The organism is Microbacterium sp. PRF11 (genome assembly GCF_031844085.1).
Lineage (GTDB): Bacteria > Actinomycetota > Actinomycetes > Actinomycetales > Microbacteriaceae > Microbacterium.
This window is the reverse complement of sequence record NZ_JAUZUP010000001.1, coordinates 267,465-286,270: the sequence shown is the minus strand read 5'-3', so window position 1 is coordinate 286,270 and position 18,806 is coordinate 267,465. Positions and strand designations below refer to the sequence as shown.

Here is an 18,806-nt window from a genome sequence, read left to right as displayed (position 1 = left end):
TCCCAAGGAGAGAAGAAGCCATGAGCCTCACCGCCGAGAAGACCGACGCGGCCGTCGTCGGACGCGTCGCGCGCGTCACCGGCCCGGTCGTCGACATCGAGTTCCCGCACGACGCGATCCCCGACATCTACAACGCGCTGAAGACGACGATCGCCATCGGCGACCAGTCGACCGAGATCACCCTCGAGGTCGCCCAGCACCTCGGTGACGACCTCGTGCGCGCCATCGCCCTCAAGCCGACCGACGGCATCGTCCGCGGTCAGGAGGTGCGCGACACCGGCGGCCCCATCTCGGTGCCCGTCGGCGACGTCACCAAGGGCAAGGTCTTCGACGTCACCGGTGAGGTGCTCAACGCCGCTCCCGGCGAGACCATCGAGGTCACCGAGCGCTGGGGCATCCACCGCAAGGCGCCCAGCTTCGACCAGCTCGAGTCCAAGACCGAGATGTTCGAGACCGGCATCAAGTCGATCGACCTCCTGACCCCCTACGTGCAGGGTGGAAAGATCGGCCTCTTCGGTGGTGCCGGCGTCGGCAAGACCGTCCTCATCCAGGAGATGATCCAGCGCGTCGCGCAGGACCACGGTGGTGTGTCGGTGTTCGCGGGTGTCGGTGAGCGCACCCGTGAGGGCAACGACCTCATCGGCGAGATGGAAGAGGCGGGCGTCTTCGACAAGACCGCCCTCGTGTTCGGTCAGATGGACGAGCCGCCGGGGACGCGTCTTCGCGTCGCCCTCTCGGCGCTGACGATGGCGGAGTACTTCCGCGACGTGCAGAAGCAGGATGTGCTGTTGTTCATCGACAACATCTTCCGCTTCACGCAGGCCGGTTCCGAGGTCTCGACGCTGCTCGGCCGCATGCCCTCCGCCGTGGGCTACCAGCCGAACCTCGCCGACGAGATGGGCGTGCTCCAGGAGCGCATCACCTCGACGCGCGGTCACTCGATCACCTCGCTGCAGGCGATCTACGTCCCCGCCGACGACTACACCGACCCGGCGCCGGCCACGACCTTCGCGCACCTCGACGCGACGACCGAGCTCTCGCGTGAGATCGCGTCCAAGGGTCTGTACCCGGCCATCGACCCGCTCACCTCGACGAGCCGCATCCTCGACCCGCGCTACATCGGTGCCGACCACTACCGCGTGGCCACCAGCGTGAAGCAGATCCTGCAGAAGAACAAGGAACTGCAGGAGATCATCGCGATCCTCGGTGTCGACGAGCTCTCCGAAGAGGACAAGATCGTCGTGTCGCGTGCACGTCGCATCCAGCAGTTCCTCTCGCAGAACACCTACATGGCCAAGAAGTTCACCGGCGTCGAGGGCTCCACGGTCCCGATCAAGGAGACCATCGAGTCGTTCGACGCCATCGTCAAGGGCGACTTCGACCACGTGGCCGAGCAGGCCTTCTTCAACGTCGGCGGTATCTCCGACGTCGAGGCCAAGTGGGCGCAGATCCAGAAGGAGAACGGCTGACATGTCGTTGCGCGTGAGCCTGGTGTCGGCAGACGCCGAGGTGTGGACGGGGGAGGCCTCGCTCGTCGTCGCCAAGACCGTCGAGGGTGAGATCGGCTTCATGCAGGGGCATGAGCCGGTGCTCGCGATCCTCGCCCAGGGCGAGGTGCGCATCACCCGCGCCGACGGCTCGAAGATCCTCGCCAACGCCGAGGACGGCTTCCTGTCGATGGCGAACGACGAACTCACGATCGTCGCCGGAAACGCCGCCCTCGTCTCCTGACGCCGCTTCATCGCTGACGCGCGTCGCCCGGTCCGCCGGGCGCCGCGCGTCGCTTTTTCTTCGGAGTCCGCATGCTCGTCCTGCTTCCCCCGTCCGAGACCAAGCGCCCCGGGGGCGAGGGGATGCCCCTCGATCTCGATGCGCTGTTCCTGCCCGCGCTGCGCGCCCCGCGCGAGACGGTGATCGACGCCCTCGTCGCGCTCTCGGCAGATGAGGACGAAGCCGCGCGCGTGCTCAAGCTCGGCGCGAAGCGTCGCCATGAGGTCGCCGACAATGCGGCGCTGCGGACCTCCCCGACCGTGCCAGCCGTCGACAGGTACACCGGGGTGCTCTTCGATGCCCTGGATGCCGCGACCCTCGACGCGTCGGCGCGCTCGTGGCTCGGTCGTCACGTCGCGATCCACTCGGCGCCGTTCGGGCCGGTCGGTGCGCTCGACGGCATCCCCGCGTACCGTCTGGCCGCCGGCACGTCGGTCCCCGGACTGCCCGCACTGCGGCGCGTGTGGGCCGACGCGACCCGGGACGCCCTCGAGCGTGCAGCCCCGGGCTTCGTCCTCGACCTGCGCTCGGAGGCCTACGCCGCGCTGGGCCCGGTGCCCGCGGGCGTGCCCTCGGTCTACGTGCGGGTGGTGACGGAGGGCGACGGGGGAGCGGTGCGCGCGCTCAACCACTTCAACAAACACGCGAAGGGCGCGCTCACCCGGGCGTTGGCCGCCTCGGGCGCCCAGGTCGACTCGCTCGACGACCTGCTCGTGTGGGCGGGCCGTGAGGGGTGGATCATCCGGCCGCAGGCGGCCGGAGAGGTATCCCTCGTCGTGTGACTTTCTCGGCGAGCTTGCTTTCAGCGAACACCCAGCTTCGCTAGCATGTGTCCGCGGGAGACGCCCGCCGGTGGAGCGCTGGGCGCTCGAATCCGTCCGAGAGGAACCTCGTCAACATGATGCATCTCGCTTACAACGACTACGGGACGAGCGGAGCCGAAGCGGCGTTCGTCGCCGTGACGTACCTGTTCATCTTCCTGTTCTCGATCATCGGCTACCTCATCAGCGCCTTCCTCCTCATGAAGGTCTTCGACAAGGCCGGCGTGCAGGGCAAGTGGCGCGCGTGGGTGCCGATCTACAACTACATCGTCTTCGCCAAGCTCGGCGACATCTCGCCGTGGGTGGTCCTGGCTCTGGTGGTCGCGAGCTTCATCCCGATCCTGAACTTCCTGACCGGTCTCGCCCTCACGGTGGTCATGATCATGGCGGCCTACCGCGTCGCCGAGAAGTTCGGCCGCCCCTGGCCGCTGCTGCTGCTGTTCATCCTCGGTCCCCTCGGTATCTGGATCTTCCTCGGCATCCTGGCCTTCGGTAACAGCCCCTGGAACCCGAACGTGCGCCCGGCCCCGTGGGCCTCGTCGTTCCTCGCCGACAAGACGGTCTGGAGCGGCATCCCGGTCCAGCCCGGGCAGACCGTCTCCGGTGCGAACGGCAACGGGTACGGCGGCTACGGCGGAGCGACTCCGCCCGCCCCCGGCTACGGCTCGGCGACGCCTCCGCCGCCCGCGGCGGGCGGCTACGCCCCGCCTCCCGCGAGCGGCACGACCCCGCCGCCGCCGGCGCCGCCGGCCGGCCCGCAGGTCTGACCCGACGATGAGCTCCCCGCCCCGGCGGGGAGCTCATCCGTTTCCACCGCGTTAGCGTGGGGGGATGACCTCGGCTGCTCTTCCCCTCCGTCCCGTCGGCCGCTCCGGACTGCGGGTGTCCGCCGTCGGCCTCGGCTGCAACAACTTCGGCCGCGCCGGCACCGCGACCGAGACGCTCGAGGGGACCCGTGACGTGCTCGACGCCGCTATCGACGCGGGCGTGACCTTCCTGGACACGGCCGACATCTACGGGCGCGAGTTCGGTCTGTCGGAGACGCTGATGGGCGAGGCGCTCCAGGGTCGCCGCGACCGCGTCGTGCTCGCCACGAAGTTCGGCCACGCCGACTTCGCCCCCGCCGTGACGGGAGGGGCGAAGGCGTCGCGGGCGCACGTGCGTCGAGCGGTCGAGGACTCCCTGCGGCGCCTGCGCACCGACTGGATCGACCTGTACCAGCTGCACACCCCCGATCCGTCCACGCCGATCGAGGAGACCCTGGACGCGCTCTCGGATCTGGTGCGCGAGGGCAAGGTGCGCTACATCGGCCACTCCAATTTCGCGGGGTGGCAGATCGGCGAGGCCGATCACGCCGCGCACGGGGTGCGTTTCGTCTCGGCGCAGAACCAGTACAGCCTGCTCGCGCGAGCCGTCGAACGCGAGGTGCTGCCCGCGGCGCAGCGCTACGGTCTGGGCTTCCTGCCCTTCTTCCCGCTGCACAACGGCCTGCTCACGGGCAAGTTCACGCGCGAGGGCGGACCCGACGGCAGCCGGATCATGCGCCAGCGTCCCCACCTGTGGCGCGACGCGCCCTGGGACGCCCTCGAGCGCTACCAGTCCTTCTGCGACGAGCGGGGGATCACCATGCTCGAGGCGACCTTCGGCTGGTTCCTCGCGAACCCGCTCGTCTCCAGCGTCATCGCCGGAGCGACCAGTGCGGAGCAGGTGCGCGCGAACGCGGCGGCGGCGACCGCGTGGTCGCCGGACGAGGCGGATCTCGCCGAGCTCGACGGCATCCTGGCGCTACCGGCCGATCCGGCGGCCGGATGACGCGCGGCGCGTCCCGGGCCGAGCGCCCGGCGTCGACTAGGATGACAGGGCCGTGCGTTCCCGCCGGCTCAGCTGTCGGCCAACCGGAGGATCGTTCGTGCCCGAGGTGACCACCCACACGCGCCGCGTCCCGCTCGAGGGCGGCACACTCGAGCTGTCGTGGGCGGCGAGCACCGAGACGGGGCGTCGCCGCGAGGTCAACCAGGACGCCGTCCTCGCTGAGTATCCGCTCTTCGTCGTCGCCGACGGGATGGGCGGCCACCTGGGCGGCGAGATCGCGAGCGCGAGCACGGTCGATCGGTTGCGCGCCGTCGTCGACGGGGGCACGGTCTCGACCAAGAACATCGAGAAGGCCCTCTCGCGCGCGGTCAAGGACATCGTCTCCCACCCCGAGACGACCGACGAGGGAACGGGGACGACCCTCACGGGCGTCTACCTCGAGACCCACACCGACGAGCCGCACTGGGTCACCCTCAACATCGGCGACTCGCGCGTCTACCTGCTGCGCGACGACGAGATCGTTCAGGTCACCACCGACCACTCCGTGGTCCAGGAGCTCATCGCGGCCGGGCGGCTCAGCCCCGAAGAGGCCGAGAACCACCCCTACGGCAACGTCATCACCCGAGCCGTCGGCCCGAGCGACAGCGTCAAGCCCGACTACCTCCGCCTCGACGTCGTCGACGGCGACCGCTTCGTCATCTGCTCCGACGGGCTGACGAAGGAGCTGACCGATTTCGGCATCCGACACTTCCTCGACGCTCATCGTGATCCCGCCGCGGCCGTTTCGGCCATGATGGCGGCGGCGCTCGAGAACGGCGGCCGCGACAACATCACCATCGTGGTACTCGACGTCGCCCGCCATTCCGGCTGAGACCCGCTCTTGACCCCGGCGGGCCGCTGATCCTACGTTCGGCCTATGACCTCCGCACCCGAACGGACGGCCGGCAAGGGCCTGGCCAGCGGCACCCTGGGGCTGTGGGGCTCGACCGTGATCGGTCTGGCATCCACCGCCCCCGTGTACTCGCTCGTGGCGACCCTGGGCTTCGTCGTCCTGGCCGTCGGCGCCTCGGCCCCGATCGCGTTCATCCTGGCGTTCATCCCGATGCTGTTCATCGCCTTCGCGTACCGCGAGCTGAACAACGAGGTGCCCGACTGCGGCACGACTTTCACGTGGGCGACGAAGGCCTTCGGCCCGTGGGCCGGCTGGATGGGTGGCTGGGGCGTCGCGGTGGCGGGCATGGTCGTGCTGGCCAACCTGTCGCAGATCGCGGGAATCTACCTGTGGTCGCTCGTCGGCGACGGGTCCCTCGCCGAGAACGTGCCCCTCGTGACGGCGACGGGGGTGGGCTTCATCGCGCTGATGACCTGGATCAGCTACCGCGGGGTGGAGATCGGTGAGCGCATCCAGAACATCCTCCTCGCGGTGCAGTACCTCGTCCTGGCGCTGTTCGTCGTGCTGGCGCTGTGGAAGTTCTTCGACGGCTCGGCACCCGATGCGACCCCGTTCGACCTGGCATGGTTCGACCCGTTCGGCTTCAGCGACTGGAGCGGTTTCACCGAGGCGGTGCTGCTGGCGCTGTTCATCTACTGGGGCTGGGACACCTGCCTGGCGCTCAACGAGGAGACGAAAGACCCGAAGCGCATCCCCGGTCGGGCGGCGCTGCTGACCACGGTGATCCTGCTCGGCACGTACGTGTCGGTGACGGTCGCGGCGATGATGTACGCCGGCGTCGGCGAAGACGGGTCGGGGCTTGCCAACCCCGAGAACGCGGACGACGTCTTCCTCGCGCTCAAGGACGGGCTCTTCGGTCCCTTCGGCTGGGTGCTGATCGTGGCGGTGCTCATCTCGGCGGTGTCGTCGACGCAGACGACGATCCTCCCCACCGCGCGCGGCACCCTCGCGATGGCCGCGTACAAGGCACTGCCCGAACGCTTCCGTTCGGTGCACCCGCGCTTTCGGACGCCGTCGTTCTCGACGTTGGTCATGGGCGTCGTGGCGAGCGTCTACTACGTGGGCATGACCCTCATCAGCGACAACATCCTGCAGGATTCAATCCTGTCGCTGGGTCTCGCGATCGCGTTCTACTACGCGATGACCGGTTACGCGTGCGTGTGGTTCTACCGGCGCGAGCTGTTCTCCTCGGGCCGGAACCTCGTGACCCGCGGCATCCTGCCGCTGCTGGGCGCGCTCATGCTGACGTTCGCGTTCGTGCAGTCGGCGATCGACATGTACGACCCCGAGTACGGCAACACGGTGCTGCTGGGGGTCGGCGGCACGTTCGTCGTGGGCGTCGGGGCGCTCGCGTTCGGCGTCGTGCTGATGCTGCTGTGGTTCCTCTTCCCCGGGTCGAAGCCGTTCTTCCGGGGGGAGAGCCTCAATCGCGACACCGAGGTGCTCGTGCCGGACGAGCCGATCGCGCACCCGCGGTCGGTCGACGGCGGCATCTGAGCGCTCGCGGACGTAGGCCCGGCGGTCGGGTCCGCGCACGTCGCCCGCGGTCGCGACGGCGACGCCGAGCCGCCGAACACGCCCGCACCGGGCGCTGACCCGCGCGTCAGACGGCGGAGCGGATGGACCCGACCTCGTGCCCGCCGCCGAGCACCGACAACGACAGGTGCGCGACCGTCTCGTCGACCTCGGTCGAGGAGAGGGCGCCGACCCGCTCCAGCAGTCGCAGCGCGACGACGTGACCGGCGCGGTTGGAGCCGTCGAACATCTTCAGGGCGACGGTGGTGCCGTCGGGCGCGGTCATGACCTGCACGCCCTCCGCGCCCATCTTGGAGAACACGCCCAGCCGTTCGATCACGACGGTGTCGGGGCGTCCAGGGCCGTCGATCGTCCACGGGTTCTCGCGCACCGCCCGGACCAGCGTGCCCGCGCTGCGGTGCAGCGCGAAGGGCGAGCGCTCCGACGAGGTGGCGATGCGCTGGATCGCCCGCGCGAGGCCGACGAGGCTCATCGCGTACACGGGTGCCCCGCAGCCGTCGATCGCCGTCGTGGTCATGCGCTCTCCGACGAGGCGCTCGATGACCTCGCGGATGTGCGCCTGCAGCGGGTGCTGCGGGTCGAGGTAGCCCTCGGTGGGCCACCCGTTGGCGACGCAGGTGAGCAGCATGGCGGCGTGCTTGCCGGAGCAGTTCATGCGCAGGGGCGAGGGAGCGGCGTGGTCGCGCACCATCTCGTCGCGCGAGGCGGTGTCGGTGGGCCAGGCGGCGGGGCAGCCCAGGTCGTCTTCGGTGAGGCCGGCGGATTGCAGGATGCCGCGGGCCACCTCGGCGTGGCGTTCGGTGCCGCAGTGGCTGGCCATCGAGATCGCCAGGCGCTCGTCGGCGAGCTCGGCGCCGGCCGACAGGCAGGCGAGGGCCTGCAGCGGCTTCATGCTCGAGCGGGGCAGGAACGGCGCCGTCACCTCGCCGAGGGCGAGCTTCTCGGAGCCGTCCGGTGCAAGGACCACCGCGACGCCGAAGTGACGGGATTCGACGAAGCCGTTGCGGTCGACGACGGCGAGTTCGACGGAGGCGGGGGGCGTGGCGGGCATCCCTCCATCGTATCGCCGGGGCTGTCCCGAACCCGGCGCGCGAGTCGCCAGGATTTGTCGCTTCCCGGGCAACCGAAGCGACAATTTCTGGCGACTCACGCGAACAACACCGGCAGACTGGGGGGATGAACGGAGAGCACCACTACCGCCTGCGCTCGACCTGGACCGGAGACCGGGGCAGCGGCACCAGCGGCTATCGCGACTACGACCGGTCGGTGACCCTCGAGGTCGACGGGAAGCCCGCGATCGCGGCATCCGCCGACAAGCCCTTCCGCGGCGACCCGGCCAAGTGGAACCCCGAGGAGCTTCTGCTCGCTGCGCTGAGCGAATGCCACCTGCTGTCGTACCTGCACGCCTGCGTGACCACCGGCGTGGTCGTCACCGGGTACGAGGACGACGCCTCCGGCACCCTGCAGGAGGACGGCAACAGCGGGGGAGCGTTCACCGAGGTCGTGCTGCGCCCGCGTGTGCGAGTGGCCGAGCAGTCGATGGTCGAGGCTGCCGTGGCCGCGCACCGCCAGGCGCGCGAGTGGTGCTTCATCGCCAATTCGGTCAACTTCCCGGTCCGGCACGAGCCGGTGGTCGTCGTCGGCTGACCCGCGCACGCCCCCGCGGTCGCGGTCGTCGTACAGTGAGCGCATGCAGCTCGAACCGGCCCTGCGGCGCCTCGACCGGATCGCGGGGGGCAGGCACGCCCATCACCGCGTCGACGAGACCGACGACCCGAAGGTCCGGCGGGCGTTCCGCGCGGTCGCGCTCCTGCTCGCGGCGGGCTTCGTGCTCGGCGTCGCGACGGTGGTGGTGGCGCTGGTCATGACGCTCGACGGCGCCGACGTGGGGTTCGCGGTGTGGATGCGCTGCCTCGTCGTCCTCGCCATCACCACGACCCTGTTCTACTTCCTCTGGCGGGCCCGCGCCGGGTGGTACTGGGCGTTCCGGCGCCTGCAGCTGTTCAGCCGCATCTTCCCCGTCGTCGCCCTCGTCCTCGCCGCGATCCCGGGCCTGTACCCCTTCTGGGTCGTCACGGAGCAGATCCTGTTCGCCATCCTGCTGATCGGCGTCTCGGACTATCTGCAGTCCGACGCCGTGCGCGCGGCGTACCCGAAGCCCGCGCGCTGAGCCGCGGCATCCCTCATCCCCGCCACAGACGGGATGCCACCGAGCCGGGGCACGAAGAAACCCCGCCGGCAGGGGGCCGGCGGGGTTCCGTTCTCAGGTGGTGATCACCGCACGTCGTCGTCGATCCAGTCCATGGACTTGGTGACGGCCTTCTTCCACAGGCGCAGCTCGCGCTCGCGCTCGCTGTCGTCCATGTTGGGCTCCCAACGCTTGTCCTCCTGCCAGTTCGCGCGGAGGTCGTCGAGGTTGTCCCAGAATCCGACCGCGAGCCCCGCGGCGTAGGCGGCGCCGAGCGCGGTGGTCTCGGCGACGACCGGGCGGACGACGGGCACGCCGAGGATGTCGGCCTGGAACTGCATGAGCGCATCGTTCGCGGTCATGCCGCCGTCGACCTTGAGCTCGGCCAGATCGACGCCGGAGTCGGCGTTGACGGCATCCAGCACCTCACGGGACTGGAAGGCGGTCGCCTCGAGGGCGGCGCGGGCGATGTGGCCGCGGTTGACGTAGCGCGTCATGCCCACGATGGCACCACGGGCGTCGGGGCGCCAGTACGGCGCGAACAGGCCCGAGAACGCCGGCACGAAGTACACGCCGCCGTTGTCGTCGACGCTCTCGGCGAGCTTCTCGACCTCGGGGGCCGAGGAGATGATGCCGAGCTGGTCGCGCAGCCACTGGATGAGCGAGCCGGTCACGGCGATCGAGCCCTCGAGGGCATAACGGGCGGGCTGATCGCCGAGCTTGTAGCCGAGCGTCGTCAGCAGACCGTTCTTCGAGTGGACGATCTCCTCGCCCGTCTGGAAGATGAGGAAGTTGCCGGTGCCGTAGGTGTTCTTGCTCTCGCCCGGGTCGAACGCCGCCTGACCGAAGGTCGCGGCCTGCTGGTCGCCCAGGATGCCGGCGATCGGCGTCTCGCGCAGCAGCGACGACGACTCGACGGTGCCGTAGACCTCGGAGGAGGAGCGGATCTCGGGGAGCATCGAGGCGGGGACGCCGAAGTCGGCGAGGATGTCCTCGCGCCACGACAGGGTCTCGAGGTCCATGAACAGGGTGCGGCTGGCGTTGGTCACGTCGGTCGCGTGCACACCGCCGTCGATGCCGCCGGTGAGGTTCCACAGCACCCAGGTGTCGGTCGTGCCGAACAGCAGGTCGCCCGCCTCGGCCTTCTCGCGGGCTCCGTCGACGTTCTCGAGGATCCAGACGATCTTGGTGCCCGAGAAGTAGGTCGCCAGGGGCAGACCGACGATGCTCTTGTAGCGCTCGGGGTCGCCGTCGGCGAGGCGGTCGACGATCGACTGCGTGCGGGTGTCCTGCCACACGATGGCGTTGTAGACGGGCTTTCCGGTGTTCTTGTCCCAGACCACCGCGGTCTCGCGCTGGTTGGTGATGCCGACGGCGGCGATGTCGTGGCGGGTGATGTCGGCGCGGCTGAGGGCCAGGCCGATCACCTCCTGGGTGTTGCGCCAGATCTCGAGCGGGTCGTGCTCGACCCATCCCGCGCGCGGGAAGATCTGCTCGTGCTCCTTCTGTCCGACGGAGACGACGCTCCCGGACTTGTCGAAGATCATCGCGCGCGTCGAGGTCGTGCCCTGGTCGATGGCGAGGACGTAGTCGGCCATGGATGGACTCCTTTGTCTGTGTTCAGTGAGAGATGAGGGGGAGTGGGAGGGGCGGGGACGCCGGCCGGCGCCCCCGCGGAGGGGTCAGTTGGCGAGGCCGAGGAGCACGGGGGCCAGCAGACCCGCGAGCAGACCGCCGACGAGGGGGCCGGCGACGGGGACCCAGGCGTAGCCCCAGTCGCTCGAGCCCTTGCCCTTGATCGGGAGGATCGCGTGGGCGATGCGGGGGCCGAGGTCACGGGCGGGGTTGATGGCGTAACCGGTCGGGCCACCGAGGGAGGCGCCGATACCGACCACGAGCAGGGCCACGGGAACGGCCGAGAGTCCACCGATGCCGGCCGGCACGCCGACGCTCGCGACGCCGTAGTCGGCGAAGCCGAAGATCACGAACACCAGGACGAAGGTGGCGATGACCTCCGTGACGAAGTTGAAGCCGTACGAGCGGATCGCGGGGCCGGTGCTGAAGACGCCGAGCTTGGCGGCCGGGTCGGGCTCGTCGTCGAAGTGCTGCTTGTAGGAGGCCCACGCGAGGACGGCACCGATGATGGCGCCGACCATCTGGGCGGCGACGGCCACGAAGAACTGCGCGACGCCGATCTTGCCGGCCACCAGGAGGCCGATCGAGACGGCGGGGTTCAGCTGAGCGCCGGAGTACGCGGAGACGATGACACCGGCGAAGACCGCCAGGCCCCATCCCCAGTTGACCATCAGGGTGCCGCCGGCGTTGCCCTTGGTCTTGGCCAGGGCCACGTTGGCGACCACGCCGCAGCCCAACAGGATGAGCATCGCGGTGCCGACGACCTCCGAGAGGAAGTACAGCCCCAAGTTCACTTCTTGCATGTCGTCATCGACCTTTCGTTCGTCACCCGGACACCTTCGGCTCGGGTGGTAGTGCGGCTCGGTGCTCCGAACCTACGGCTCCCGTGCGGGCGCGCAACAGGTGGCGCGCCCGCACGTTCTCTCAGATTCGCGCCACTCCGGACTGCGTCAGGTCGACGCGGTGGGCGGAGCGGAGGATCTCCGTCGTGCGGGCCACCTCATCGTCCACGCGGGTGGAATCCCACCCGAGCGGCTCGGCGACGGCCTCGGCGACCTCGCGCAGCGTGCGCTCTGTCATGCCGCCCACGAAGGCGAGGTGCGTACGCCGCAGGAGCACGTCGATCAGGTGCACGACCTGCTCGTTCTTCGCGATGAAGGCGAGCTCCTCGCGGTAGTAGCCGTCGGCATCCGGAACCGGGGTGGGCTCCGCGGGGAGCGCCGCGAGGATCGCGTCGGCACGCGTGCCGTAGCGCTCCAGCATGGCCTCGACGAGCCCGGCGGAGTGGGCATCCGTGCGCGCGGCGATCCACCGGCGCCGCTGCTCGGGCGTCGACGGGAAGCCGGCGCCGCCGCCGATCGCCAGCCCCTGGGTGCTGACGCGGTGCGGGCGGCGCAGCTTCTGCAGCGTCTTCATGCTGAGGTGCTCGGCGAGAGCGCGGAAGGTGGTCCACTTGCCGCCGACGAGGCTCATCGCCGGCACGCCCGCGATCTCGTCCTCCACGATGCGGTAGTCGCGCGACACGAAGCCGGGGGCGGTGTCATCGTGGCGGGGGAGCGGGCGGATGCCCGAGAACGTGTAGACGATCTGCTCGCGCGCGACCGCGACGGTGGGGAACACGTGGCCGATCAGGTCGAAGAAGTACTCGATCTCGTCGTCGGTGCACACGACGGGCTTCGAGGGGTCGGCGTCGATGTCGGTGGTGCCCACGAGAACGCGGTCCTTGAGCGGGTAGATCAGCACGATGCGGCCGTCGGAGTGCTCGAAGAAGATCTCGCGACCGCCGGTGGCGGCGAGCAGCTCGGGGTTGTCGAGCACGATGTGGGAGCCCTTCGTCCCGCCCATGAACGAGGTGTCGAGGCCCATCGCCTGGTTGGCCAGGTCGGTCCAGGGGCCGGCCGTGTTGAGGACGACCTTCGCCTTGACGCTGAACTCTTCGCCGGACACCTCGTCGCGCACACGCACGCCGTTCGCGTCGGCGCCGACGGCCGAGACGTAGTTGACGGCCTGGGTGCGGCCGCCGCCGGCCTCGATCCCGTCGCGGAGCACGTCCAAGGCGATGCGTTCGGGGTCGTGCATCGACGCGTCGAAGTAGGTGGCCGTGTAGGCGAGGTCGCTGTTGAGCTTGGGCAGCTCCGCGAGCGACTTCTTCTTGCCCAGGAACTTGTGGCGGGGCACCGACCCGCCGTCGCGCGAGAAGGTGTCGTACATGATGAGCCCGACCTTGATCAGCAGGGCGCCGCGCTCGTTGGGCTTGCCGCGACCGTGCGTGACGAGCAGGCGGAAGGGGGCGGAGAGGATGCCGGAGAACGTCTTGTAGATCGGGATCGTCGTCTCGAGCGGCTTGACGTAGTGGGGGGCCGTCTTGAGCAGGTCGTTGCGCTCGGTGACGGCTTCCTTCACGAGGCGGAATTCGCCGTTCTCGAGGTAGCGGATGCCGCCGTGCACCATGTGGCTGGAGGCCGACGACGCGCCGGAGACGAAGTCCCCACGCTCGACGAGAGCGACGCTGACGCCCTGCAGGGCGAGGTCGCGGAGGGTGGCGAGGCCGTTGATGCCCCCTCCGATGATGAGGACGTCGAGGTCTTCGGCGTCGCGGAGCGCCTGGACGCCGGCGCGGAGCGGAGTAGCGGGGGACGACATGTCGACTGCGACCTTTCGTTGTTGGTACGACGATCACAATGCGCCTGTCTGCACGTTGTTGCAAGCCCCTTGAACAAACGTGCAGAATAGTGATCATGAAGGTGACCGGACGGTGGTGACGCAGGCGGAGGAGCGCTCCCGCGACGCTCTGCGCGCCGCGCAGCTCTACTACATGCAGGACCTCACGATGGACGCCATCGCGCACGAGATGAGGGTCTCCCGCTCCTCGGTGTCGCGACTTCTGCAGCACGCGCGCGACGTCGGACTCGTCACGATCTCGATCAGCCCGCCCGACGACGCCCGCGGCCAGATGGCCCAGCGCATCGCCGATCGCTTCGGCATCACCGCGCACGTCGTGCCCACCCCCGCGCGCACGTCGGAGGCCGACCGGCTCGAGCGCACCGCCCTGACCGCGGCGCGCATCCTCGCCGAACGCGTCGAGTCATCCATGACGATCGGTGTCGCGTGGGGATCCACGCTGTCCGCGATGGCTCGACACGTGCCGCAGAAGGATGTGCACGACACCCACATCGTCCAGATGAACGGCGCGGCCAACATCCGCACCTCCGGCATCCCGTACGCGGGCGAGATCCTGTCGAAGTTCGGCTCCGCCTGGTCGTCGTCCGTGCACCAGTTCCCGGTGCCGGCGCTTTTCGACGACCCGCGGACCAAGCAGGCGATGTGGCGCGAGCGTTCCGTGCGCTCGGTGCTGGAGATCCAGCAACGCGTGGGTCTCTTCGTCTTCGGTCTGGGCTCCCCCCACGCGGACGTGCCCTCGCACGTCTACAGCGGCGACTACTTCGACGAACGCGACCGCGCGGTCATCGAGCGCGAGGGCGTCGTCGGGGATTGCGCGACGGTCTTCTACCGCGCCGACGGGTCGAGCGACATCCCCGAGCTGAACGCGCGCTCCAGTGGACCCGATCTCGACACCGTCCGCCGCATCCCGCGTCGGTTCTGCGTGGTGTCCAGCCTGTCGAAGCTCGACGGCCTGCGCGGCGCGCTCGCCGCGGGCCTGGTCACCGAGCTCGTCGTCGAGGAGGCGCTCGCTCGGCGTCTGCTCAGCGTCACGCGCTGAGCAGGGCGCTCTGCCGGCTCGGCCGTCCTCGCGGCCTGAGTGGTCCGGGCGGGCTCCCCGCGCGGCGCCGCGTGCCCGCGTCTCGACCCGGCCGCGCGCTCAGCGTTCGCCGAAGCCGTCGGCGATGAGCGCGCGCAGCTCGTCGAGCGCCTGGGCCGCCTCCGGCCCCGAGGCGCTCACGCGCACGAGGGAGCCCTGGCGCACACCGAGCGCCATGAGGGCCAGCAGGCTCCGCCCCGACACCTCGTCGGAACCGGCGGTGAGATCGACGATGCGTACGTCCGCGTCATGACGCGAGGCCGCCTTCACGAAGGTCGCGGCGGGTCGCGCGTGCAGGCCCGAGGGGTTGCCGATCACCGCCTCGAATGACGAATCGCCCTCCGGGGTGCGATCGGGGGATGCCGCGGCCTCGTCCGTCGTGGCCGTCTCGCCGTCGCCGAGCTGCCGCTGCTTGGCCTCTCCCGCCGAGCGCACCTCTGCGGCGACGACATCGAGTCCCGCACCCCCGGCGGCGGTGACGACGGCGGCGACGAGCCCCTCCACGAACGGCGCAGGGCTGAGCCGGACGCGCTCGGGCTCCGCGACGAACTCGAGAGCCGTCTCCGCGCTGAGGATCGCCGAGCCGAGGTCCATCAGCACGAGGACGCCGTCTCCGGAATCCGCCGCGTCGATCGCGGCGGCGATGGCGACGGCATCCGTCCCGAGGTCGTCGTCGGGGCCGCCAGCCGCGATCCGCACCGCCGGCGGGTCGTCCCCGCCCATCTGCAGGGCGAGGTGGACGGCGGCCTCGGCGAGCGGGCGCGAGTGCGAGACGGCGACGAGCCCGATCACTCCGCGGCCGCCAGGGTGTCGCGCAGCGCTTCGAGCAGGAGGGTCGCGGACGCGGCACCCGGGTCGAGGTGCCCGGCGCTGCGCTCGCCCAGATAGCTTGCGCGTCCCTTCCGCGCCACGAGCGGTTCGGTCGCGTCGCGACCGCGGGCGGCGGCATCCGCCGCGGCGCGGGAGGCTGCGGCCGGGCCGTCGCCGGCCGCGGCGTCCCACGCGTCGAGGGCGGGGGAGAGGGCGTCGATCATCGTCTTGTCGCCGAGCTCGGCCTTGCCCCGGGCGATCACCCCGTCGACACCGGCGCGGAGCGCGGCGCCGAGGGTGGCGGCATCCACCTCTCCCTCCGTGCCGAGCGCGGGACCCATGCGCAGGAACAACGTGCCGTAGAGCGGGCCGCTGGCGCCGCCGACCGATGAGACGAGGGTCATGCCGACCGTCTTGAACAGGTCGGCGGGCGTCTCGGGGACCGGATCGAGCCCTGCGACCACCGCGTCCAGGCCCCGCGCCATGTTCGAGCCGTGGTCGGCGTCGCCGATCTCGGAGTCGAGGCGCGTCAGCTCGTCCTTGTGCGCGTGGACCGCGTCGCGGAACGCCCGGAGCCACTGCACGAGGAGGTCGGTCGAGACGGCGCCGCTCATGCGCCCCACCGCAGCCCCGGCGTCACCACGGGCGCGTCCCACAGGCGCAGCATCTCGTCGTCGGCCCGGACGACCGTCAGAGACGCCCCCGCCATATCGAGGCTCGTGATGTAGTCGCCGATGAGCACGCGCTGCGCCTCGACGCCGGCCTCGGCCAGCAGCGGCGCGATCTCGCCGTACAGCAGGTACTGCTCGATCAGCGGGGTGCCGCCCAGGCCCGACAGCAGCACGATCGCCGGCCCCGCGGGGGCGCCGAAGTCGTGCACGATCGGGTCGACCATGAGCTTCGCGATCTCCTGAGCGGATGCCAGCTTCACGCGGGAGCGGCCGGGTTCGCCGTGGATGCCGACACCGACCTCCATCTCGTCGTCGGGCAGCTCGAAGGTGGGGCGACCTGCGGCGGGGACGGTGCAGCTCGTGAGCGCAACGCCCATCGAGCGGCCGGCATCGGCGACCCGGCGGGCCAGATCGGCAACGGCGGCGAGGTCGGCCCCCTCCTCGGCGAGGGCACCGACGATCTTCTCCAGGATCACGGTCGTGCCGGTGCCGCGGCGACCGGCGGTCCACGTCGAGTCCGTCACGGCGACGTCGTCGGCGACCACGACCGACTCGACCTGCACGCCCTCCGCGGCGGCGAGCTCGGCCGCCATCTCGAAGTTCAGCACGTCGCCGGTGTAGTTCTTCACGATGTGCAGCACTCCCGCACCCGAGTCGACGGCCTGCGTGGCCGCGAGCACCTGGTCGGGGGTGGGGGAGGTGAACACCTCGCCGGCGGCCGCCGCGTCCAGCATCCCGCGTCCGACGAAACCGCCGTGCATCGGCTCGTGTCCCGATCCGCCGCCCGACACCAGGGCCACCTTGCCCGGGCGCGTCGGCTCGGCGCGCAGGATGACGCGGTTTTCGGCATCCACCCGCACGTCCGGATGAGCGGCCTGGATGCCGCGGAGCGCCTCCGCCAGGACGTCGGCGGGGTCGTTGACGAACTTCTTCACGGTGCCTCCTCGTTGTGGCGACGACGGTCCGGGCCGTCGGTTTCGACCCTGCTCGCCGGGCGCCGTCACGTCAAGGAGGAAAAGGCGGGCCTCAGAGCCGCTCGTGGGGGAGGACCTGCTTGATGCGCTCGATCGGGTTCTGCGCGGGCGCCTCGTTGTAGGCGTTGGCCAGCTCCTGCTCGCTGAGGGCGTGGATCGCGGCCATGATCTCGTCGGTGGCGGCGCGGCGCGCGCGACCCGAGGAAGCGGCGCCGTGGGGGGAGAGGTCGAGGGGAGTGCCGAAGCGCACGGTGATGCGCTCCTTCGTCGTGGGGATCTTCGCACCCACCGGCATGACCTTGTCGGTGCCGATCAGGCCCACGGGGACGACGGGGGCACCGGTCTGCAGGGCGAGGAAGGCGACGCCGGTGCGCCCCTTGTAGAGCCGGCCGTCGAGGGAGCGGGTGCCCTCGGGATACAGGGCGACCGCGCGACCGTCGTCGAGCAGCGCGCGCTGCTGCTCGAGGGCGTCGAGGGCCTTCTGCCCGGCGCCGCGCTCGACGGGGATCGCGCCGATCGCGGTGAAGAACTGACGCGAGGCCCACTTCTCGAAGTACGCCGACTTCGCCATGAAGTGCACGGGTCGAGGGGCGGCGACCGGGATCGCGATCGAGTCGATGAACGACAGGTGGTTGCTCGCGAAGATCACCGGCCCGGTGCGCGGGACGTTCTCGCGCCCCTCGATGCGCGGGCGGTACACCGCGCGCGCGAGCGGGGCGATGAGGAGACGTCCGAGGCTGTAGGTGGCGCCCATCTGCTCCGGCGGCGCAGCGGGGGTCTCGGCGGGGACGTCGGAACTCACCCGACGAGATTACTCGCCGCCGCATGCCCGGGCGTGCATGGGGACTCCCAGCCACGGCAAAGCGGGATGGGGGAAGATGGAGCATCCCCGGCTCCCTTCGAGAGGTCTCCCGTGCGCTTCCGCCCGATCGCTTCCCTGTCCGTCGTCGCCGCCGCGGCGCTGCTGCTGGCCGGATGCGCCGGCTCGCCCGACGCCTCGCAGACGCCGAGCGACAGCGCGACCGCCGACACGGCCGGATGCCAGACCCCCTTCACCGGCGACGTCCCCGACGGCCTCGAGGTGTCGGGCGACTTCTCGAGCGCCGTCACCGTCACCCGTCCCGACGGTTTCGCCCCGGACGCCATCCAGCGCAGCACCCTCATCGAGGGATCGGGTGATGAGATCGCGCCCGGCGACCTCGTGAAGGCGAACTACACGGTGGTCGACGCGAGCACCGGCGAGGTGCTGCTGGACTCGTTGACGTCGGATCCGGCCGGGATGGACATGATCGTCAACGCCCAGCAGATCTTCGGCGCGGCCGTCTCGTGCGTCCCCGTCGGCTCGCGCACGGTCTCGACCTTCCCCGCCGGCACCCTGGGCGAGGGCTCTCCTGCCTACGTGCTCGTCGCCGATGCGCTCGCGGAGCTCCCCACCCGCGCCGACGGCGAGGAGGTGGCTCCGGTCGCGGGCCTGCCGACCGTCACCTTCGCCGACGACGGCGCTCCGACCATCACGGTCGGCAGCGACCCCGCACCCACCGAGACCCGCGTGGAGAACCTCCGTCGCGGCGACGGCGACGTCGTCAACCCCGGCGACACCGTCATCGTGCAGTACACGGGTGCTCTCTACTCGGACGGCACCGTGTTCGACTCGAGCTGGACGAAGGGCGCGCCCACGTCGTTCGCGACCACGGCCGTGGTGCCCGGGTTTAAGAAGGCGCTGGAAGGACAGACGGTCGGGTCGCAGGTCCTCGCCGTCGTGCCGCCGGCCGACGGATACGGCGATCAGGCCAACGACGCGATCCCCGCGAACTCGACGCTCGTCTTCGTGGTCGACATCCTGGGCGTCCAGCACGCCCCCGCCGCGGGATAAGTAG

At 70.4% G+C, this 18,806-nt stretch carries 19 protein-coding genes; 11 read left to right on the top strand and 8 right to left on the bottom strand.

All coding sequences use genetic code 11. The features are described 5' to 3' along the window. The first annotated feature begins 20 nt into the window (after positions 1-20). From atpD to Q9R20_RS01380, 7 genes are all read left to right on the top strand, one after another. On the top strand, positions 21-1,469 hold the full coding sequence (gene atpD, locus Q9R20_RS01410) for a F0F1 ATP synthase subunit beta (RefSeq protein WP_311247664.1): 1,449 nt from the start codon (positions 21-23) through the stop codon (positions 1,467-1,469). Position 1,470: 1 nt separating this feature from the next. Next, positions 1,471-1,731: a F0F1 ATP synthase subunit epsilon gene (locus Q9R20_RS01405; protein WP_295839108.1), complete on the top strand. Its 261-nt coding sequence runs from the start codon at positions 1,471-1,473 to the stop codon at positions 1,729-1,731. Positions 1,732-1,802: 71 nt separating this feature from the next. Further along, positions 1,803-2,552, top strand: a complete 750-nt coding sequence (locus Q9R20_RS01400) for a peroxide stress protein YaaA (protein ID WP_311247663.1) — start codon at positions 1,803-1,805, stop codon at positions 2,550-2,552. 116 nt (positions 2,553-2,668) lie between these two features. Continuing rightward, positions 2,669-3,358 carry a DUF5684 domain-containing protein gene (locus Q9R20_RS01395; RefSeq protein WP_311247662.1) on the top strand — a complete coding sequence of 230 codons (690 nt, stop codon included), beginning with the start codon at positions 2,669-2,671 and terminating at the stop codon, positions 3,356-3,358. Positions 3,359-3,422: 64 nt separating this feature from the next. Beyond that, on the top strand, positions 3,423-4,403 hold the full coding sequence (locus Q9R20_RS01390; RefSeq protein ID WP_311247661.1) for an aldo/keto reductase: 981 nt from the start codon (positions 3,423-3,425) through the stop codon (positions 4,401-4,403). Positions 4,404-4,500: 97 nt separating this feature from the next. After that, complete coding sequence (locus Q9R20_RS01385; RefSeq protein WP_311247660.1) at positions 4,501-5,274, top strand: protein phosphatase 2C domain-containing protein; 774 nt, start codon at positions 4,501-4,503, stop codon at positions 5,272-5,274. Positions 5,275-5,319: 45 nt separating this feature from the next. Then, positions 5,320-6,852 (top strand): APC family permease, encoded by a 1,533-nt coding sequence (locus Q9R20_RS01380; RefSeq protein ID WP_311247659.1) that lies wholly within the window; start codon positions 5,320-5,322, stop codon positions 6,850-6,852. Positions 6,853-6,958: 106 nt separating this feature from the next. Here the strand turns inward: Q9R20_RS01380 and Q9R20_RS01375 are convergent, their stop codons facing one another. Beyond that, positions 6,959-7,942: an asparaginase gene (locus Q9R20_RS01375; RefSeq protein ID WP_311247658.1), complete on the bottom strand. Its 984-nt coding sequence runs from the start codon at positions 7,940-7,942 to the stop codon at positions 6,959-6,961. 125 nt (positions 7,943-8,067) lie between these two features. Between Q9R20_RS01375 and Q9R20_RS01370 the strand changes: the two genes are divergently transcribed. Together Q9R20_RS01370 and Q9R20_RS01365 are read left to right on the top strand one after the other, a co-directional pair. Further along, positions 8,068-8,538, top strand: coding sequence for an OsmC family protein (locus Q9R20_RS01370; RefSeq protein ID WP_311247657.1), 471 nt, complete (start codon positions 8,068-8,070; stop codon positions 8,536-8,538). A gap of 43 nt (positions 8,539-8,581) precedes the next feature. Then, positions 8,582-9,061 (top strand): hypothetical protein, encoded by a 480-nt coding sequence (locus tag Q9R20_RS01365; RefSeq protein ID WP_295839116.1) that lies wholly within the window; start codon positions 8,582-8,584, stop codon positions 9,059-9,061. Positions 9,062-9,165: 104 nt separating this feature from the next. On the opposite strand, the gene glpK is transcribed toward Q9R20_RS01365, so the two are convergent. The 3 genes from glpK to Q9R20_RS01350 form a co-directional block, all read right to left on the bottom strand. After that, positions 9,166-10,677: a glycerol kinase GlpK gene (gene glpK / locus Q9R20_RS01360; RefSeq protein WP_311247656.1), complete on the bottom strand. Its 1,512-nt coding sequence runs from the start codon at positions 10,675-10,677 to the stop codon at positions 9,166-9,168. Between the two features lie 84 nt (positions 10,678-10,761). Beyond that, a complete protein-coding gene (locus tag Q9R20_RS01355; protein WP_311247655.1) occupies positions 10,762-11,517 on the bottom strand; it encodes an MIP/aquaporin family protein in 756 nt (251 codons plus the stop codon). Positions 11,518-11,638: 121 nt separating this feature from the next. Further along, positions 11,639-13,357: a glycerol-3-phosphate dehydrogenase/oxidase gene (locus tag Q9R20_RS01350; RefSeq protein WP_311247654.1), complete on the bottom strand. Its 1,719-nt coding sequence runs from the start codon at positions 13,355-13,357 to the stop codon at positions 11,639-11,641. Between the two features lie 112 nt (positions 13,358-13,469). Here Q9R20_RS01350 and Q9R20_RS01345 point away from each other — a divergent pair, with 112 nt between their 5' ends. Next, on the top strand, positions 13,470-14,435 hold the full coding sequence (locus Q9R20_RS01345; RefSeq protein ID WP_311247653.1) for a sugar-binding domain-containing protein: 966 nt from the start codon (positions 13,470-13,472) through the stop codon (positions 14,433-14,435). A gap of 99 nt (positions 14,436-14,534) precedes the next feature. On the opposite strand, the gene dhaM is transcribed toward Q9R20_RS01345, so the two are convergent. The 4 genes from dhaM to Q9R20_RS01325 all read right to left on the bottom strand — a co-directional run bounded on the left by dhaM (position 14,535) and on the right by Q9R20_RS01325 (position 17,683). After that, positions 14,535-15,266, bottom strand: a complete 732-nt coding sequence (gene dhaM, locus Q9R20_RS01340; protein WP_311247652.1) for a dihydroxyacetone kinase phosphoryl donor subunit DhaM — start codon at positions 15,264-15,266, stop codon at positions 14,535-14,537. Continuing rightward, positions 15,263-15,898 carry a dihydroxyacetone kinase subunit DhaL gene (dhaL, locus tag Q9R20_RS01335; protein ID WP_311247651.1) on the bottom strand — a complete coding sequence of 212 codons (636 nt, stop codon included), beginning with the start codon at positions 15,896-15,898 and terminating at the stop codon, positions 15,263-15,265. The genes dhaM and dhaL overlap by 4 nt, the downstream gene beginning before the upstream one ends. Continuing rightward, positions 15,895-16,890, bottom strand: coding sequence for a dihydroxyacetone kinase subunit DhaK (gene dhaK, locus Q9R20_RS01330; protein WP_311247650.1), 996 nt, complete (start codon positions 16,888-16,890; stop codon positions 15,895-15,897). The genes dhaL and dhaK overlap by 4 nt, the downstream gene beginning before the upstream one ends. A gap of 91 nt (positions 16,891-16,981) precedes the next feature. Further along, complete coding sequence (locus Q9R20_RS01325) at positions 16,982-17,683, bottom strand: lysophospholipid acyltransferase family protein (RefSeq protein ID WP_311248384.1); 702 nt, start codon at positions 17,681-17,683, stop codon at positions 16,982-16,984. A gap of 159 nt (positions 17,684-17,842) precedes the next feature. On the opposite strand from Q9R20_RS01325, the gene Q9R20_RS01320 reads away from it, so the two are divergent. Continuing rightward, a complete protein-coding gene (locus Q9R20_RS01320; protein ID WP_311247649.1) occupies positions 17,843-18,802 on the top strand; it encodes an FKBP-type peptidyl-prolyl cis-trans isomerase in 960 nt (319 codons plus the stop codon). Positions 18,803-18,806 lie beyond the last annotated feature (4 nt).

Excerpts from the sequence above, each read along its gene's own strand:
- Q9R20_RS01355 (WP_311247655.1), bottom strand. The coding sequence starts at position 11,517 with ATGCAAGAAGTGAACTTGGGGCTGTACTTCCTCTCGGAGGTCGTCGGC.
- Q9R20_RS01350 (WP_311247654.1), bottom strand. The coding sequence starts at position 13,357 with ATGTCGTCCCCCGCTACTCCGCTCCGCGCCGGCGTCCAGGCGCTCCGC.
- Q9R20_RS01375 (WP_311247658.1), bottom strand. The coding sequence starts at position 7,942 with ATGCCCGCCACGCCCCCCGCCTCCGTCGAACTCGCCGTCGTCGACCGC.
- dhaL (WP_311247651.1), bottom strand. The coding sequence starts at position 15,898 with ATGAGCGGCGCCGTCTCGACCGACCTCCTCGTGCAGTGGCTCCGGGCG.
- Q9R20_RS01395 (WP_311247662.1), top strand. The coding sequence starts at position 2,669 with ATGATGCATCTCGCTTACAACGACTACGGGACGAGCGGAGCCGAAGCG.
- Q9R20_RS01370 (WP_311247657.1), top strand. The coding sequence starts at position 8,068 with ATGAACGGAGAGCACCACTACCGCCTGCGCTCGACCTGGACCGGAGAC.
- atpD (WP_311247664.1), top strand. The coding sequence starts at position 21 with ATGAGCCTCACCGCCGAGAAGACCGACGCGGCCGTCGTCGGACGCGTC.
- Q9R20_RS01390 (WP_311247661.1), top strand. The coding sequence starts at position 3,423 with ATGACCTCGGCTGCTCTTCCCCTCCGTCCCGTCGGCCGCTCCGGACTG.
- Q9R20_RS01380 (WP_311247659.1), top strand. The coding sequence starts at position 5,320 with ATGACCTCCGCACCCGAACGGACGGCCGGCAAGGGCCTGGCCAGCGGC.
- Q9R20_RS01325 (WP_311248384.1), bottom strand. The coding sequence starts at position 17,683 with ATGGGCGCCACCTACAGCCTCGGACGTCTCCTCATCGCCCCGCTCGCG.
- Q9R20_RS01365 (WP_295839116.1), top strand. The coding sequence starts at position 8,582 with ATGCAGCTCGAACCGGCCCTGCGGCGCCTCGACCGGATCGCGGGGGGC.
- Q9R20_RS01405 (WP_295839108.1), top strand. The coding sequence starts at position 1,471 with ATGTCGTTGCGCGTGAGCCTGGTGTCGGCAGACGCCGAGGTGTGGACG.
- glpK (WP_311247656.1), bottom strand. The coding sequence starts at position 10,677 with ATGGCCGACTACGTCCTCGCCATCGACCAGGGCACGACCTCGACGCGC.
- Q9R20_RS01400 (WP_311247663.1), top strand. The coding sequence starts at position 1,803 with ATGCTCGTCCTGCTTCCCCCGTCCGAGACCAAGCGCCCCGGGGGCGAG.